12 protein-coding genes are annotated in these 15021 nt (G+C 69.5%); 10 read left to right on the top strand and 2 right to left on the bottom strand.

The window, feature by feature from the left end; genetic code table 11:
* Position 1: 1 nt before the first annotated feature.
* Positions 2 to 589 carry a DUF6542 domain-containing protein gene (locus ACIQOU_RS19445; RefSeq protein ID WP_401537986.1) on the bottom strand — a complete coding sequence of 196 codons (588 nt, stop codon included), beginning with the start codon at positions 587 to 589 and terminating at the stop codon, positions 2 to 4.
* A gap of 198 nt (positions 590 to 787) precedes the next feature.
* On the opposite strand from ACIQOU_RS19445, the gene ychF reads away from it, so the two are divergent.
* The gene (ychF, locus tag ACIQOU_RS19440; protein ID WP_401537985.1) at positions 788 to 1876 is read left to right on the top strand and encodes a redox-regulated ATPase YchF; all 1089 of its coding nucleotides are present in this window, start codon (positions 788 to 790) and stop codon (positions 1874 to 1876) included.
* A 144-nt stretch (positions 1877 to 2020) separates the two neighbouring features.
* Here the strand turns inward: ychF and ACIQOU_RS19435 are convergent, their stop codons facing one another.
* Positions 2021 to 2965: a LysR family transcriptional regulator gene (locus ACIQOU_RS19435; protein WP_401537984.1), complete on the bottom strand. Its 945-nt coding sequence runs from the start codon at positions 2963 to 2965 to the stop codon at positions 2021 to 2023.
* A gap of 948 nt (positions 2966 to 3913) precedes the next feature.
* Between ACIQOU_RS19435 and ACIQOU_RS19430 the strand changes: the two genes are divergently transcribed.
* The 9 genes from ACIQOU_RS19430 to ACIQOU_RS19390 all read left to right on the top strand — a co-directional run bounded on the left by ACIQOU_RS19430 (position 3914) and on the right by ACIQOU_RS19390 (position 14823).
* Positions 3914 to 7732 carry an amino acid adenylation domain-containing protein gene (locus ACIQOU_RS19430; protein WP_401537983.1) on the top strand — a complete coding sequence of 1273 codons (3819 nt, stop codon included), beginning with the start codon at positions 3914 to 3916 and terminating at the stop codon, positions 7730 to 7732.
* Between the two features lie 41 nt (positions 7733 to 7773).
* Positions 7774 to 8007 (top strand): tautomerase family protein, encoded by a 234-nt coding sequence (locus ACIQOU_RS19425; protein ID WP_401537982.1) that lies wholly within the window; start codon positions 7774 to 7776, stop codon positions 8005 to 8007.
* A 37-nt stretch (positions 8008 to 8044) separates the two neighbouring features.
* Positions 8045 to 8785 (top strand): arylmalonate decarboxylase, encoded by a 741-nt coding sequence (locus tag ACIQOU_RS19420; RefSeq protein WP_401537981.1) that lies wholly within the window; start codon positions 8045 to 8047, stop codon positions 8783 to 8785.
* 261 nt (positions 8786 to 9046) lie between these two features.
* On the top strand, positions 9047 to 10267 hold the full coding sequence (locus ACIQOU_RS19415; protein WP_401537980.1) for an MFS transporter: 1221 nt from the start codon (positions 9047 to 9049) through the stop codon (positions 10265 to 10267).
* Positions 10268 to 10798: 531 nt separating this feature from the next.
* Positions 10799 to 11785 (top strand): glycoside hydrolase family 11 protein, encoded by a 987-nt coding sequence (locus ACIQOU_RS19410; RefSeq protein WP_401537979.1) that lies wholly within the window; start codon positions 10799 to 10801, stop codon positions 11783 to 11785.
* Positions 11786 to 11819: 34 nt separating this feature from the next.
* Positions 11820 to 12797, top strand: coding sequence for a polysaccharide deacetylase family protein (locus ACIQOU_RS19405; protein ID WP_401537978.1), 978 nt, complete (start codon positions 11820 to 11822; stop codon positions 12795 to 12797).
* A gap of 291 nt (positions 12798 to 13088) precedes the next feature.
* Positions 13089 to 13841, top strand: a complete 753-nt coding sequence (locus tag ACIQOU_RS19400) for a GntR family transcriptional regulator (protein WP_401537977.1) — start codon at positions 13089 to 13091, stop codon at positions 13839 to 13841.
* 318 nt (positions 13842 to 14159) lie between these two features.
* Positions 14160 to 14360, top strand: coding sequence for an SPOR domain-containing protein (locus ACIQOU_RS19395; RefSeq protein ID WP_401537976.1), 201 nt, complete (start codon positions 14160 to 14162; stop codon positions 14358 to 14360).
* Positions 14361 to 14403: 43 nt separating this feature from the next.
* On the top strand, positions 14404 to 14823 hold the full coding sequence (locus tag ACIQOU_RS19390; protein ID WP_401537975.1) for a (deoxy)nucleoside triphosphate pyrophosphohydrolase: 420 nt from the start codon (positions 14404 to 14406) through the stop codon (positions 14821 to 14823).
* Positions 14824 to 15021: the final 198 nt, after the last annotated feature.

Genomic DNA, 15021 nt, shown 5'->3' with positions numbered 1-15021 from the left:
CTCAGACGGGGTAGCGGCGCCGGTCCGTGCGCTCGCGCAGCAGGGCGACCCGGCGGGCGAGCACCACGATCCCGGCGAGCAGGGTGCCGCCGTAGAGCCAGCCGGCCTGGGTGGCCAGCGCCGTCACCAGGCCCATCAGCCGGCCGAGGAAGCCGCCGTCGCCCTCGGCCACGGGCAGCAGCCCCAGGGCGAAGGCGATCGGCGCGACGACGGGCGCGGTCAGCAGGTCGCCCCGTCGCACCCACGCGGCGGTCACCAGGCACACCGGCACGAACAGCACGCTGTACGCGGTGAGCGACCCGAGGAGCAGGCCGTCCAGCAGGCCGAGGAGGACCATCACGGCCCCGCAGAACAGCCCGCCGCCCAGCCCGGTCAGCCGCGGGTTGGGCAGCCGTCGCAGGGCACCGGCGAGGGGCGAGCGGGCCGGGGCGGGCCGGGAGACGCCGGGGCGCCGCCGCCCGGCCGACCCGGCGCCATTGCCTGCCCTGCCCGCCGCTGCGCCCTTCCCCCCGCGTGCCGCCTGCGGGGGCAGTGGGGGCGTGCCGCGTCGCGGTCCTTGCTGCGGGGGGCGCGTCCTGTGTTGCTCCACTGGACCAACCTAGGTCGGATCATGTGCGCAACGGTCCACCAGACACGCCGGGAGACGGGGCTTGGCCAAGCGTTCGATACGTCGGCGGGGCGGGTGCCGGTACGCCGTAGACTGGTGGATCGGCCCGCCGCACCGTTGTCAGGACCGGGCCCGCAGCCCCCAGCCCCTGATGTCCTCTCACGTACGGGAAGTCGCAACGTGTCGCTCACGATCGGAATCGTCGGCCTGCCGAATGTCGGCAAGTCGACCCTGTTCAACGCCCTCACCAAGAACGACGTGCTCGCGGCCAACTACCCGTTCGCGACCATCGAGCCGAACGTCGGCGTCGTCGGCGTCCCCGACGCCCGCCTCACCAAGCTGGCCGAGATCTTCTCCTCGCAGAAGACCCTCCCGGCGACCGTCGACTTCGTCGACATCGCGGGCATCGTGCGCGGCGCGAGCGAGGGTGAGGGCCTGGGCAACAAGTTCCTGGCGAACATCCGCGAGTCCGACGCGATCTGCCAGGTCATCCGCGCCTTCAAGGACGAGAACGTCGTCCACGTCGACGGCAAGGTCTCACCCAAGGACGACATCGAGACGATCAACACCGAGCTGATCCTCGCCGACCTCCAGACCATCGAGAAGGTCCTGCCGCGCCTCCAGAAGGAATCGCGGATCAAGAAGGACGTCGGCCCGAAGGTGAAGGCGGTCGAGGAGGCGCAGGCGATCCTGGAGAAGGGCGACACGCTGTTCTCGGCGGGCATCGTCCAGGGCTCCGGCAACGAAGAGCTGCTCCACGACCTCCACCTCCTCACCACGAAGCCGTTCCTCTACGTCTTCAACGTCGACGAGGACGAACTGACCGACGACGCCTTCAAGAACGAGCAGCGTGCCCTGGTCGCCCCCGCCGAGGCGATCTTCCTCAACGCCAAGCTGGAGCAGGACCTCGCCGAGCTGGACGAGGCCGACGCCCTGGAGCTGCTTGAGTCGGTCGGCGCCGAGGAGCCGGGCCTGGCCACCCTCGCCCGCGTCGGCTTCGCCACCCTGGGCCTCCAGACCTACCTCACGGCCGGCCCCAAGGAATCCCGCGCCTGGACCATCAAGAAGGGCGCGACAGCCCCCGAGGCGGCCGGCGTGATCCACACCGACTTCCAGAAGGGCTTCATCAAGGCCGAGGTCATCTCCTTCGAAGACCTGGTCGAAACAGGCTCAGTAGCCGAGGCCCGAGCCAAGGGCAAGGCCCGCATGGAGGGCAAGGACTACGTGATGCAGGACGGCGACGTGGTGGAGTTCCGTTTTAACGTGTAGTGGCTGACATAGCACCACATCGCTGACCTACCGAACGCCCAGGTCAAAGGGGGTCCGGCTCTTCGGGGTCGGGCCCCTGGTTGTTTCCCCGCGCTGGACCGGTGCTGGACGAGCCGGCGCCCCCAAGGTCGCCCCGCACCCCCCTCACCGCCCCGGATGGGTCCATCGGGATGTGTTCAGGGCTATCCGTTCTCGGGTGTAGCGGGTTGCGCTGTACTGGCGGCAGGCTCGGAGGAAGCGGGAGACTAGTTGGTGGTCGAGTGAGTCGCGCCAGGCGACGGCGAGTTCGACCTTCGGGGCGGGGGAGTCGAAGGCGCGGATCTGGACGTCATTGCCCCGGCTCAGCCACTCCGCGCTGCTGAGGTCCATGAAGGAGACGCCCTCGCCGGCCGCGACGGCGACGGCGACGTAGATGTAGTCGGGCTCCTCCAGCACCGTACGGGGCTCACCGCCCGGCGAGGCGAACTCCATGATGCTCTCGTAGTAGCCGGGGGCGGAGCTGCGGGGCCACATGACGATGGGCAGGTCCGCGATGTCGTTGACGGAGATACGGCCGGGCAGATGGTCGAGGCTGGACGGCACCACGGCGACGAGTTCGTCCGTCTTCACCACCGAGACGCGCACATCCTCCGCTTCGACGGGCGGCCGCACGAACGCGAAGTCGACGCCGCCCGAACGCACGAGGTCGATGTTGCTTTCGGACCAGCTCGACTTCATCGAGACTTCATAATGAGGATTCTCGGTACGGAACTTCCGCACCATGGACTGCTGGAGCGGTGCCCCCGATTTGCTGTAGGCCACACGCACTACTCGGGAGGACGCCCGGACCATTTCCTGTATTCGAGATATGTTTTCCAGAAGAAGCGGCGCCTCGCTGGCCAGAATCCCGCCGGCCGGGGTGACGGAGAGCCCCCGCGCGCCGCGTTCGAGCAACTGCACCCCCAACTCGTCCTCAAGCACCTTGAGCTGCTGGGAAAGGGTGGGCTGGGAGACTCCGCAGCGCTGTGCGGCGCGCCCCAGATGGAGTTCCTCCGCCACGGCGACGAAGTATTCGAGGCGACGGAGGTGGCCGGAGTTGACGCTCGACACGGTGGTTCCTCTCGCGCTGAACTGTGGACCGGAGCGCTCCCGCAGAAGGCGCGGGGTGGCATACAGGTGCCCGGGGGCCCGGTGACCGGGCCTCCTCCGCGCCCTTCCTGGGCGGACGCTCGTCGGTCATCCACGGTTCAGATCCACGTGTTCCCCCTCCGACGAACTGCCCTTATCGCTCACCGCACATAGTAGGTCACGTCACGCTACCACTTTCATGGACATTTCAAGGGGGAGGAGGGGTTGTGGGCGGGCTGCGGCATCGGCCTGGGGGGACCTGGGGGGAGGTGCGGCGGGGCGTCGATCGTGTCGGGGTCGTATACGAGTGGGCTCGCCGGTCGCGCCTTCCCCGTCAACCTCCCCGGCAGCGGCGGCACTCCGGGCTTGAGTGAGACTGGAGTGCCGCTGGAGCGGTGGTGCCGGTATCTCCCCAGGTGCGAGGTTCCCGTCCCGTTCGGGGAGAGTGTTCAAAGTCTCAACTGACCGATGCATATGCCCTGTTGACCCCTCTCGGTCCGCCGCCCCCGACCCACCGCGCGCCCTCCGTCGAAACGGCGTGCACACACCGTCGTGACACCCCCGCGTAGCGTGCCCGGCATATTCACAGCGGCCGCACAGCCTGCGCCGGAGCCCCCGGGGGCCCACTTGTCGATCTTGCGGGGGAGCCCGGCGCGGCGCTGCCCGGGTGTTCGCTCGGCCTCGTGACGCCGCCCATCGGAAATGCGCGGGCACGCCTTCACGCCTGTTCACACTTAGGCGGTTGCTATCGAGCCCAAGTCGGCGGCTATTGGACAGCTATCTCGGCGGCGTGCCACATTCCGTTTTGAAGGAACCTTTGCGAAGTACTTCTGAAGTACGTGAGCAGAGGGATGGCATTCCTGTGAGCACTTGGCACTATCGCGGTTGGCAAATTCTGAGTGCCTCAATCGAACCAGTGTGGAGGATTCCATGAAAGCCACTCAGGAAGTTTCCGTCAGGACCGGCGCTGCCCATGACGCGCCCACGACGCTCCCCGACGTCCTCGACTTACAGTCGCGCACGCACCCGTCGGCCGTCGTCGTGGAGAGCGGCAGCCGACGGTACACCTTTGGGCAGTTGAACTATGCGAGCAAGCGCATGGCGGCGACCCTCAGCCGGCTCGGCGTGGGGTCGGACGACAGGGTCGGCCTGTTCGTCGAGCCGTCGTGGGACCTCATGGTGGGCGCGTGGGGCACCCTGCGGGCCGGTGCCGCCTACGTCCCGCTCTCCCCGGAGTACCCCGAGGAGCGGGTCCGTTACATGGTGGAGGACAGCCGGGCCCGGGTCATCGTCACCCAGGAGCACCTGCGTGAACGCCTCGCCGCCATGGCCCCGCCGGGCACGACGATGGTCACCCTGGCCGACACCAGCGGCGTCGCCGCCGCCGAGGTGCCCCGGCCCCGGCCGGACTCCCTGGCCTACGTCATCTACACCTCGGGCAGCACCGGCAAGCCCAAGGGGGTGATGATCGAGCACCGCAGCATCGTCTCCCAGATGCGCTGGATGCAGTACTTCGGCGGCCTCAACGCGGACATGACGGTGTTGCAGAAGACGCCCATGAGCTTCGACGCGGCGCAGTGGGAGATCCTCGCCCCGGCCACCGGCGCGCGGGTCGTGCTGGGGACGCCGGGCATCTACCGGGACCCCGAGGCGCTGGTGGACGTCATCAAGAAGCACGAGGTGACCACCCTCCAGTGCGTCCCGACGCTCCTTCAGGCCCTCCTCGACACCGAGGGGTTCGACACCTGCACCTCGCTGCGGCAGGTCTTCGCGGGCGGCGAGATGCTCTCCCGCCGGCTCGCGCAGACGTTCACCGCGCGCTTCCCCGCGACGGCCCTGGTCAATCTGTACGGGCCCACCGAATGCACCATCAACGCCACCGCCTACCGGGTGGACGCGGACAAGATCGGTGACGACGACGGCTCCGTGCCCATCGGCGTCCCGGTCGACAACACCCAGTGCTACATCCTCGACGAGGACCTGGCGCCCGTTCCCATCGGCACCACCGGCGAGCTGTACATCGGCGGCGTCCAGCTGGCCCGCGGCTACGTGGACCGCTCGGACCTCACCGCCGAACGGTTCATCATGTCGCCGTTCGTCCCCACCGAGCGCCTCTACCGCACCGGTGACCTCGCGTACTGGAACCCGGACGGGACCATGACCTGCGTCGGCCGCATGGACCACCAGATCAAGCTGCGCGGCTACCGCATCGAGCTGGACGAGATCGCGCTGGCCGTCGAGAAGCACTCGTGGGTCCGGCGGGCCGCCGCCGTCGCCGTCACCGACGAGCGCACCGACCAGGCCAACCTGGTCGTCTGCCTCGAACTGAACCCGCAGGAAGCGCCCCTGATGGACCAGGGGAACCACGGCGCCCACCACCAGTCCAAGTCGAGCAAGCTCCAGGTGAAGGCCCAGCTGTCCAACCCCGGCCTGCGCGCGGCCGACAGCGGCGGCAGGCCCCCGGTGCCGCTGCCGGGCAAGCAGGAGACCCGGCGCCAGCGGGAGACCGTCTTCTCCCGCAAGACGTACCGCTTCTACGACGGCGGCGCCGTCACCCGGGCCGACCTCCTGGAGCTGCTCGCGCCCCGCCCCGTTCCCGCCCCGGTGTCGGACCCGGAGCCGCTGACCCTGCCCCGGCTGGGTGAACTCCTGCGCTGGTTCGGCCAGTTCCACAGCGGGGAACGACTGCTGCCGAAGTACTCCTACGCCTCACCGGGTGCCCTGTATGCCACCCAGCTGTACGTGGAGACCGACGGCGCGGACGGCGTCGACGCCGGCACGTACTACTACCATCCCCTCGACCACACCCTCGTGCGGGTGGCCGACGCCACTTCGGGCGCCGCGCTGCGCGTCCACTTCATCGGCAAGAAGCAGGCCATCGAGCCGGTCTACGCCAACAACATCCAGGAAGTCCTGGAGATCGAGACCGGGCACATGATCGGGGTCTTCGAGGAGGTGCTCCCCGCGTACGGGCGCGGTATCCGCCCCGCCGCCTTCACCCCGGCCGTGAAGGACCGCCTCGGGGTCGCCGACGAGGACTACTACCTCGGCACCTTCGAGATCCACCCGCACGACGGCACCCCGCAGGCGGACCGCACCGAGATCTATGTGCAGGCCCACCCCGGCCGCATGGACGACCTGCCGGCCGGCCAGTACCGGTACGCCGACGGGGAGTTGACACGTGTCTCGGACGACCTGGTGCAGCCCCGCCATGTCATCGCGATCAACCAGGCGGTCTACGACCGGGCGTCGTTCGGCATCACCGCGGTCAGCCGGGAGACCGAGGAGTGGCTGACGTACATCGGCCTCGGCACCAAGCTCCACCACCTCCAGCGCAACGGCCTCTCCCTCGGCTTCATGTCCTCGGGCTACAGCTCCAAGTCGGGCAACCCGCTGCCCGCCGCCGTCCGCATGGACGAGGTCCTCGCCTCCCAGGGCATCGCGTCGGGCCCCTCGTACTTCTTCGTCGGCGGCCGGGTCACCGAGGGCCAGGCCCGCAGTGAGGGCATGGACGAGGACACCGTCCACATGAAGGGGCCGGCCGAGCTGATCAAGGACGAACTCGCCCTGGTCCTGCCGGACTACATGATCCCCAACCGGGTCCTGGTGCTCGACGCGCTCCCGCTCAGCCCCAACGGCAAGGTCGACCTCACCACCCTCGCCGCCTCACCGGACGTGCGGACCGCGCAGGTCTCCCGCTATGTCGCGCCCTCCACGCCGCACGAGAAGTGGCTGGCCGACGCCTGGGGCACGGTCCTGAAGTACGACGAGGTGTCCGTCGAGGACGAGTTCTTCGCCTCCGGCGGCAACTCGCTCACCGCCGTCGCCCTCATCAACCGCATCAACCGTGAGTTCGACGCCGCACTGCCCCTCCAGGCCATCTTCGAGCACCCCAAGCTCGTCGACCTCGCCGCCCGGATCGGCGCCGACGACGCCGGCCACTCCTCCCGCCTGGTCCGGCTCCAGGACACCGGCGCCGAGCGGCCCGTCTTCTGCTGGCCGGGGCTCGGCGGCTACCCGATGAACCTGCGCCCGCTGGCCCAGGAGGCCGACGTCGACCGCCCGTTCTACGGCATCCAGGCGTACGGCATCAACAGCGGCGAGGCCCCCTACTCCACCGTCCGCGAGATGGCCGCCGCCGACGTCGCGGAGATCCGGCGGGTCCAGCCCGAGGGCCCCTACATGCTCTGGGGGTACTCCTTCGGGGCCCGGGTCGCCTTCGAGACGGCCTGGCAGCTGGAGCAGCTCGGTGAGCGGGTTGAACAGGTCCTGCTGATCTGCCCCGGCAACCCCCACGTCGACACCCCGGGCACCACCCGGCGCGCCCGCTCCGCCACCTACGATGACCTGGCCTATCTGACGATCCTGTACTCGGTGTTCTCCGGGACGATCACCGGCCCGGACGTCGAGGAGTGCCGGGCCGAGGCGCACGACGAGGAGACGTTCGTCGCGTTCGTCGCCCGCAGGTTCCCGGCGCTTGAGGTGGACCAGATACGCCGGATCACGGCGATCGTGCAGGAGACCTACGAATTTGAATACACCTTCAGCGAGTTGGCCGAGCGCACCCTGAACGCGCCGGTGACCATCCTGAAGGCGCAGGGCGACGACTACTCCTTCATCGAGAACAGCGACGGCTTCTGCGCGACCCCGCCCACCACGGTCACCCTCGACGGCGACCACTACAGCGTCCTCAAGCCGCGAGGAGTCGCCGAGTTGACCGCGGCGATCCGCGCCCGCCTCGCCAACTGACCCGCTCCTGACCGCCGTTGCGACGAAAAGGACCCCCGCGCATGCCGCACGTGACCATCAAGCACTTCCCCTACAAACTGACGGAGCCTCAGAAAGCTGAGCTGGCCGAGGAGTTGACCCGTACGATCACGCGGTTCTTCGAGGTGGACGACGGGGCGGTCTCCGTCGCCGTGGAGCCCGTCGCGCAGGCCGACTGGAACGACCGGGTGGTGTCGCCCGAACTCGTCCTGCGGGCCCACCTGCTCATCAAGAACCCGACCTACCTCACCAGCTGAGCGCCCCCAACCCTCTGAGAACACTGAGGAGTTCACCATGACCGACTCCCTCGGACCGCGCCTCAAGGTCGGCGTGGTCGTGCCCGCCACCAACACCTCGGTCCAGCCGGAGATGGAGGCCCTGCGCCCCACCGGCGTCACCAACCACACCGCCCGCATGCTCACCCAGGACGTCTCCCTGGAGGAGTCGATCACCTCGCTGGTGGACAGTTACCGGGCCTCCACCACCCGGGCCATCGACAGCCTCGTCCCGAGCAACCCCGACTGCGTCGTGCTCGGTTTCTCGCCCGAGATCTACTGGGACGGACCGGGCTCGCACGCCCCCGTCCTTGAGGCGATGCGGGCGGCCGCGGGCGGGCTGCCGGTGACCATGAGCCCCGACGCCTACCAGGCCGCCCTGACCGCCCACGAGGTCCGCCGCATCGCCGTCATCACGCCCTATCTGCCGGTCGACGACGACTCGGTGAAGACGTTCTTCACCGACAACGGCTACGACGTCGTCGCCCTCCGCGGCCTCGGCTGCGCCAGCCCGGAGAAGATCGCGCACGTCTCCGAGGCCGAACTGCGGGAGGTCGTACGGGAGATCGACGGCCCGGACGTGGAGGCCATCGTGCAGACCGGCACCAACGTCGCCATGATGCGGGTGGCCGCCGAGGCCGAGCACTGGCTCGGCAAGCCGGTCCTCTCCAACAACACCGTCCTCTACTGGCACGCGCTGCGGAACAACGCCATCGAGGACCGGCTGACCGGCTGCGGCTCGCTGCTCGCCCGGTTCTAGAACGCCGGGTACTGGTCCGGAGCCGTCGGTTCCGGTCCGTACCTCGGTCCAGGACCCCGGCGCCCCCTGACGCCGTTGGTCCCCCCGCCTGCGTCGAGGCCGGAGAGCGGATGCCTCTCCGGCCTCGACGGTCATGGCCGAGGCGGGACGCCCACCCGTCGCCACTCATCGATCACCGCAAGACGTACCGGACATCGAGTTCTGGACATCGAGTACTGGAAACCGAGTACCGGACATCGAGTGCAGGAGAAGGATGCCCTGATGAACGACCGTGACACGTCCTGTACAGGCGTACTGGAGGTGGACAGCCCGCCCGTCGGCAAGCTTCCCAAGTTCCAGCTCCTGGCCTTCACCATCGCCGGGTTCCTGGCCATCGTCACCGAGACCATGCCGGCCGGGCTCCTCCCGCGCATCGGCGAGGGGCTCGGCGTCTCCGAGGGCCTGGCCGGACAGCTCATCACGCTGTACGCGATCGGTTCGGTGGTGGCGGCCATCCCCATCATCGCCGCGACCCACGCCCTGCGGCGCCGGGGACTGATGCTCTCCGCGGTCGCCGGCCTCCTCGTCTTCAACGTCGTCACCGCGCTGTCCACCAACTACGTGCTCACCCTCGGCGCCCGCCTCTTCGCCGGCATGGCGGCCGGCGTGGTCTGGGGGCTGCTCGCCGGTTACGTCCGGCGCCTGGTCCCCACCCACCTCCAGGGGCGCGCGCTGGCGCTGGCCAGCGTGGGGCAGCCGGTCGCGCTGGCCTTCGGGGTGCCGTTGGGCACCTGGCTGGGGTCGCTGTTCGACTGGCGCGGGGTCTTCTGGGTCATGGCCGCCGTCGGGCTCGTCCTGCTGGTCTGGGTCCGCGTCTCCGTGCCCGACCTGCCCGGCCTCGGCTCCCGGAAGGGCTCCGGGCTGAAGGACGTCTTCCGCATCCCGGGCGTGCTCCAGGTGCTGACGGTGATGTTCCTGTGGATGCTCGCCCACAACATGCTGTACACCTACATCGCGCCCTTCCTGGCCGCCGCCGACCTGGCCGACCGGGTCGATGTGATGCTGCTGGTCTTCGGCGTGTCCGCCCTCGTCGGCATCTGGCTGACGGGACTCTTCACCGACCAACGGCTGCGGCTGCTCACCCTGGCGAGCAGCGTCGGGTTCGCGGCCGGCGCGCTGGTGCTGGGCATCGGGGCTGGGAACGGCGTGATGATCGTGATCGGCGTCGTGCTGTGGGGGCTGACGTTCGGCGGGGCGCCGACGTTGCTGCAAACGGCGCTCGCGGACGCGGCGGGCCGGGCCGCCGACACCGCCCAGTCCATCTTCGTCACCGTCTTCAACCTCGCCGTCGCGGGCGGCGGCCTGGTCGGCGGCATCCTGCTGAACGCCACCGGCACGGCGTCCTTCCCGTGGATTCTCCTCATCCTCGCGGCCCTGGCCTCGCTGCTCGTGTGGCAGGCCCGCACCTACGCGTTCAAGCCGGGCCGCAGGGCGGGCGCGTAACCGTCCCCGGAACGGCAAACCGACCGACCAACGCCCCACCCCGCAACGGCAGTTCACCGTCATCGCCGAATGATGACGGCGAACTGCCGTTGCGCGTCGGGTATTCCGCCGCGCGTGCCGTTCTACGCCGAGGGCATCCGGGACGTCCACGGCGTTCAGGGCGTCCGGAAATTCTTCGAAACATTCGGTCGCAACATTCGGCAATAGATCTTGAAGGTCCGTGTTCTCCTCTCTCGACCTTCCGGCGAAACACTCAACTAAGCGTGTGGGCTGGACAAATGGAAAGGGTGGGCGAGCCGGGCCGACGGCGAACTTTTCGGTGCGGTGACCGAAAGTCTTGACAGTTGACAGGGCCAGCTCAACACTGGCGCCGTCGGCAGGGCTCCCCCCTGCCGACGCGGAGCCGCCCGCCGTGACCGTGCCGCGCGACGACGAACCTGACCGCCGTCGCCCCCTGCCCAGCGCCAGCAGCCCTGGGCGCGCGTCACGTCCCCGGACCCCATCGGCTCCCGGACGAGGAGGAACCACCCCATGAACGACACACCCGCACAGCTCACTCCCCAACGACGCGGCCGTTTCCGGCTGTTCGTCAGCGGCGCCGGCGCCCTGTTACTGGCCTTGCTGGCGGCGCTGACCCTGCCGGGCACCGCCAGCGCCGACACGGTGATCAACACCAACCAGACCGGTTCTAACGGCGGTTACTACTACTCGTTCTGGACCGACTCCCAGGGGACGGTCTCCATGAACCTCGGCTCCGGCGGCAGTTACAGCACCTCCTGGAGCAACACCGGCAACTTCGTCGCGGGCAAGGGCTGGAGCAACGGCGGCCGCCGCAGCGTGAGTTACTCGGGGACGTTCAACCCGTCGGGCAACGCCTACCTGGCGCTCTACGGCTGGACATCGAACCCGCTCGTCGAGTACTACATCGTCGACAACTGGGGCACCTACCGGCCCACCGGCACCTACAAGGGCACCGTGACCAGTGACGGCGGCACGTACGACATCTACAAGACGACGCGCTACAACGCCCCCTCGGTGGAAGGCACGAAGACCTTCGACCAGTACTGGAGCGTGCGGCAGTCCAAGCGCACCGGCGGCACCATCACCACCGGCAACCACTTCGACGCCTGGGCCCGCGCGGGCATGCCGATGGGCAGCTTCAGCTACTACATGATCATGGCGACCGAGGGCTACCAGAGCAGCGGCAACTCCACCATCACCGTGGCCGACGCGGGTTCGGGCAGCGGCGGCAGCGCCTGTACGGCGTCGGTGACGGCGGGGCAGCAGTGGTCCGACCGCTACAACCTCAACGTCGCGGTGTCCGGGGCCAGTTCCTGGACGGCGACGATGAACGTCCCGTCCCCGGCGAAGATCCTCTCCACCTGGAACGTCACCGCCGCCTACCCCAGCTCCCAGATCCTGACCGCCAAACCCAACGGCTCGGGCAACAGTTGGGGCGTCACCGTCCAGCCGAACGGCAACTGGACCTGGCCCACGGTCTCCTGCGCCGCGTCCTGATCCGCCAACTCCCCAGGCTGGAGCCCCCTTTCCGATGAACGCCGCACGCACATCCGCGTTACGCGCCCTGGTCACCCGGCTGACCGTGGTCGCCCTCGCCGCCGCCGGCACCCTCGCCGTCGACGCGGCCACCCCGGCCCAGGCGGCCACCTGCACCGGCTATGTCGGCCTCACCTTCGACGACGGCCCCTCCGGCAGCACCCCCACCCTCCTCAACGCGCTGAAGCAGAACGGGCTGCGCGCCACGATGTTCAACCAGGGCCAGAACGCGGCCAGTTACCCCGCACAGGTCAAGGCCCAGGTCGACGCGGGGATGTGGGTCGGCAACCACAGCTACACCCACCCGCACCTGACCCAGCAGACGCAGGCCACCATCGACTCCGAGATCTCCCGCACCCAGCAGGCCATCGCGGGCGCGGGCGGCGGCACCCCCAAGCTCTTCCGCCCGCCGTACGGCGAGACCAACGCGACGGTCAAGGCGGTCGAGGCGAAGTACGGCCTGACGGAGATCATCTGGGACGTCGACTCCCAGGACTGGAACGGCGCCTCCACCGACGCGATCGTCCAGGCGGCCGGCCGGCTCACCAGCGGCCAGGTCATCCTCATGCACGACTGGCCGGCCAACACCGTCGCGGCGATCCCGCGCATCGCCCAGGGCCTCGCCGCCCGCAACCTGTGCGCGGGGATGATCTCCCCCCAGACGGGCCGCGCGGTGGCACCCGACGGCAGCGGCGGCGGGGGCTCCGGCGCCTGCACCGCGACGGTCTCGGCGGGCCAGCAGTGGTCCGACCGCTACAACCTCACCATCACGGTGAACGGCTCCAGTTCCTGGACGGCGACGATGAACGTCCCGTCCCCGGCGAAGATCCTCGCCACCTGGAACATCACCGCCACCTACCCCAACTCCCAGACCCTGACCGCCAAACCCAACGGCACAGGCAACACCTGGGGCGTCACCATCCAACCGAACGGCAACTGGACCTGGCCGACGGTCTCCTGCACAGCGGGCTGAGCCGGAGAAAGCGCAAGGGAGGGGCAGACTCCGCGGAGCCTGCCCCTCCCGGCGTCGACGCCTGCACGCGCCTGGACGGCGTGAGTCTGCCGAGCTCCGGTTCGGGGTGGGCCACGGGATCGTCAATCCCTGGGGGTTTGGGTGTGGTGGGGGCCCTAGTGGGGAGGAAGGGGCTGGGAGGTCTCTGGACTGGGCGAGTCATCACATCGGGTGATTCTTTGGCCTTTGCTTGCGTGGTTGAACCCAGGGTTGCCAGGCTGTCGCTGTCTGTACAGCTGAGGGGAGCGGCCTGTGGCTTTCGGTGAGCAGCCGGCGTATCTGCGCGTCGCGGGTGATCTCCGTAAGAAGATCGTCGACGGTTCGCTGCCCCCGCACACCCGTCTGCCCTCCCAGGCCCGGATCAGGGAAGAGTACGGCGTCTCGGACACTGTCGCGCTGGAGGCACGCAAGGTGCTGATGGCCGAGGGGCTGGTCGAGGGCCGTTCCGGGTCGGGGACCTATGTGCGGGAGAGGCCCGTGCCGCGCCGGATCGCCCGGTCCGGTTTCCGGTCGGGGGGCGGGGCGACGCCGTTCCGGCAGGAGCAGGCCGACGGGGAGGCGCGCGGCAGCTGGGAGTCCCGCAGCGAGCAGACCGAGGCGGGCGGCGCCGTCGCCGAGCGGCTCGGCATCAAGCCCGGCGACCGCGTGATGTGCACCCGCTACGTCTTCCGCGAGGCCGGCGAGGCGATGATGCTCTCCACCTCCTGGGAGCCCCTGGAGGTCACCGGCCGCACCCCGGTGATGCTGCCCGAGGAGGGCCCCCTCGGCGGGATGGGCGTCGCCGAGCGCATGGCGGCCATCGACGTGATCGTGGACAACGTCACGGAGGAGGTCGGCGCCCGCCCCGGGCTCGCCGAGGAGCTGCACGCGCTCGGGGGCGTGCCCGGTCATGTGGTCCTGGTCATCCAGCGCACGTTCTACGCCTCGGGGCGCGCGGTGGAGACGGCCGACGTGGTCGTCCCGGCCGACCGCTACCGGGCCGCGTACCACCTGCCCGTGAAGTAGCGCACATCCAGAGGGGGTTGACGCGCCCCCGCGCCCCCGACCGGCGACGGACGGTCCCCGTCGACGCCGTTCGATTCCGGCCGTTCTAGCAGGTCGCCGCACCCCTGTTCGGGGCGCCCCGGAGGCGCGCGTCGGCAGGTCCGCACGGCGCATCCGCTGTTGTGCGCCCCCTACCTTCTGGCCGGTTGCGTACCTCTTTGTGTAAACGCATGTTCGCTGCGTGAGGGTTGGGCGTACGCTCGGGCATATGCGGGTCGCGGTTTCCGGGGTGGGCGGAGCGCGGCGTCAACCGCGGGTGGGAAGGGGCGAATTGGCGTGATGAACGACGGCACACTCACTCTGCCCTGGCGTCTGATACGCGAGGACGACAACGGCAATCGCTACAGCGTCGGCCGGTATGCGACGCGGGCCGAGGCGGAGAGGACCGCGGACCGGCTCGACGCCCGCGGCCACAAACAGATGTACTGGGTCGAATGCGTCGGGCCCGACGACCAGGGTGAGGCGACCACCCTCAACTGACGGGCGCCGAACGCCCGCGTACGACTCCCGTAGGCTCCGGCGCATGACGGAACGGATCGTGGTGGGCGCCGCCCTCCTGGACAACGGCCGCCTGCTCGCGGCCCGCCGCAGCGCGCCCCCCGAACTCGCGGGCCGCTGGGAGCTGCCCGGCGGCAAGGTCGAACCCGGCGAGAGCCCCGAGGTCGCCCTCGTCCGCGAACTGCGCGAGGAGCTGGGCGTGGACATCCACCCCGTCGAACGCGTTCCCGGCCAGTGGCCGCTGAAGCCGCCGTTCGTCCTCCAGGTGTGGACCGCGCGGCTGCTCCCCGGCTCCGCCGAGCCCCGCGCCCTCCAGGACCACGACGCGCTGCGCTGGCTCACCGCCGATCAGCTCATGGATGTCGACTGGCTCGACCAGGACGTGCCGGCGGTGCGCGAGGCGGCGACGCGGCTGACGGCCGAACAGGTCGGGCGCGCCGAGTAGGTAGGGGGTAGGGGGGCGCTCAGGTCAGGGGGAGTAGGGGCGCACAGGGGGTGTGCGGGAGCGGCGGGCCGGGGAGTGAGGGCGGCTGGTACGCCGTTCGTGCCACAGTGCTCCCGCCGTTCGTACCACAGTGCCCCTGGGGGAGCGGTACTCCGCGTTGAATATCGGGTATGTGGCCATTAACCCCATGAAATCGGA

Origin of the sequence: Streptomyces sp. NPDC091279, from assembly GCF_044757465.1 — a bacterium.
In the GTDB taxonomy this organism is placed as follows: domain Bacteria; phylum Actinomycetota; class Actinomycetes; order Streptomycetales; family Streptomycetaceae; genus Streptomyces.
The sequence above is the reverse complement of the archived record's forward strand: the minus strand, read 5'-3'. Positions and strand labels throughout refer to the sequence as shown.

Excerpts from the sequence above, each read along its gene's own strand:
- ACIQOU_RS19420 (WP_401537981.1), top strand. The coding sequence starts at position 8,045 with ATGACCGACTCCCTCGGACCGCGCCTCAAGGTCGGCGTGGTCGTGCCC.
- ACIQOU_RS19395 (WP_401537976.1), top strand. The coding sequence starts at position 14,160 with ATGAACGACGGCACACTCACTCTGCCCTGGCGTCTGATACGCGAGGAC.
- ACIQOU_RS19425 (WP_401537982.1), top strand. The coding sequence starts at position 7,774 with ATGCCGCACGTGACCATCAAGCACTTCCCCTACAAACTGACGGAGCCT.
- ACIQOU_RS19405 (WP_401537978.1), top strand. The coding sequence starts at position 11,820 with ATGAACGCCGCACGCACATCCGCGTTACGCGCCCTGGTCACCCGGCTG.
- ACIQOU_RS19390 (WP_401537975.1), top strand. The coding sequence starts at position 14,404 with ATGACGGAACGGATCGTGGTGGGCGCCGCCCTCCTGGACAACGGCCGC.
- ACIQOU_RS19415 (WP_401537980.1), top strand. The coding sequence starts at position 9,047 with ATGAACGACCGTGACACGTCCTGTACAGGCGTACTGGAGGTGGACAGC.
- ACIQOU_RS19430 (WP_401537983.1), top strand. The coding sequence starts at position 3,914 with ATGAAAGCCACTCAGGAAGTTTCCGTCAGGACCGGCGCTGCCCATGAC.
- ACIQOU_RS19410 (WP_401537979.1), top strand. The coding sequence starts at position 10,799 with ATGAACGACACACCCGCACAGCTCACTCCCCAACGACGCGGCCGTTTC.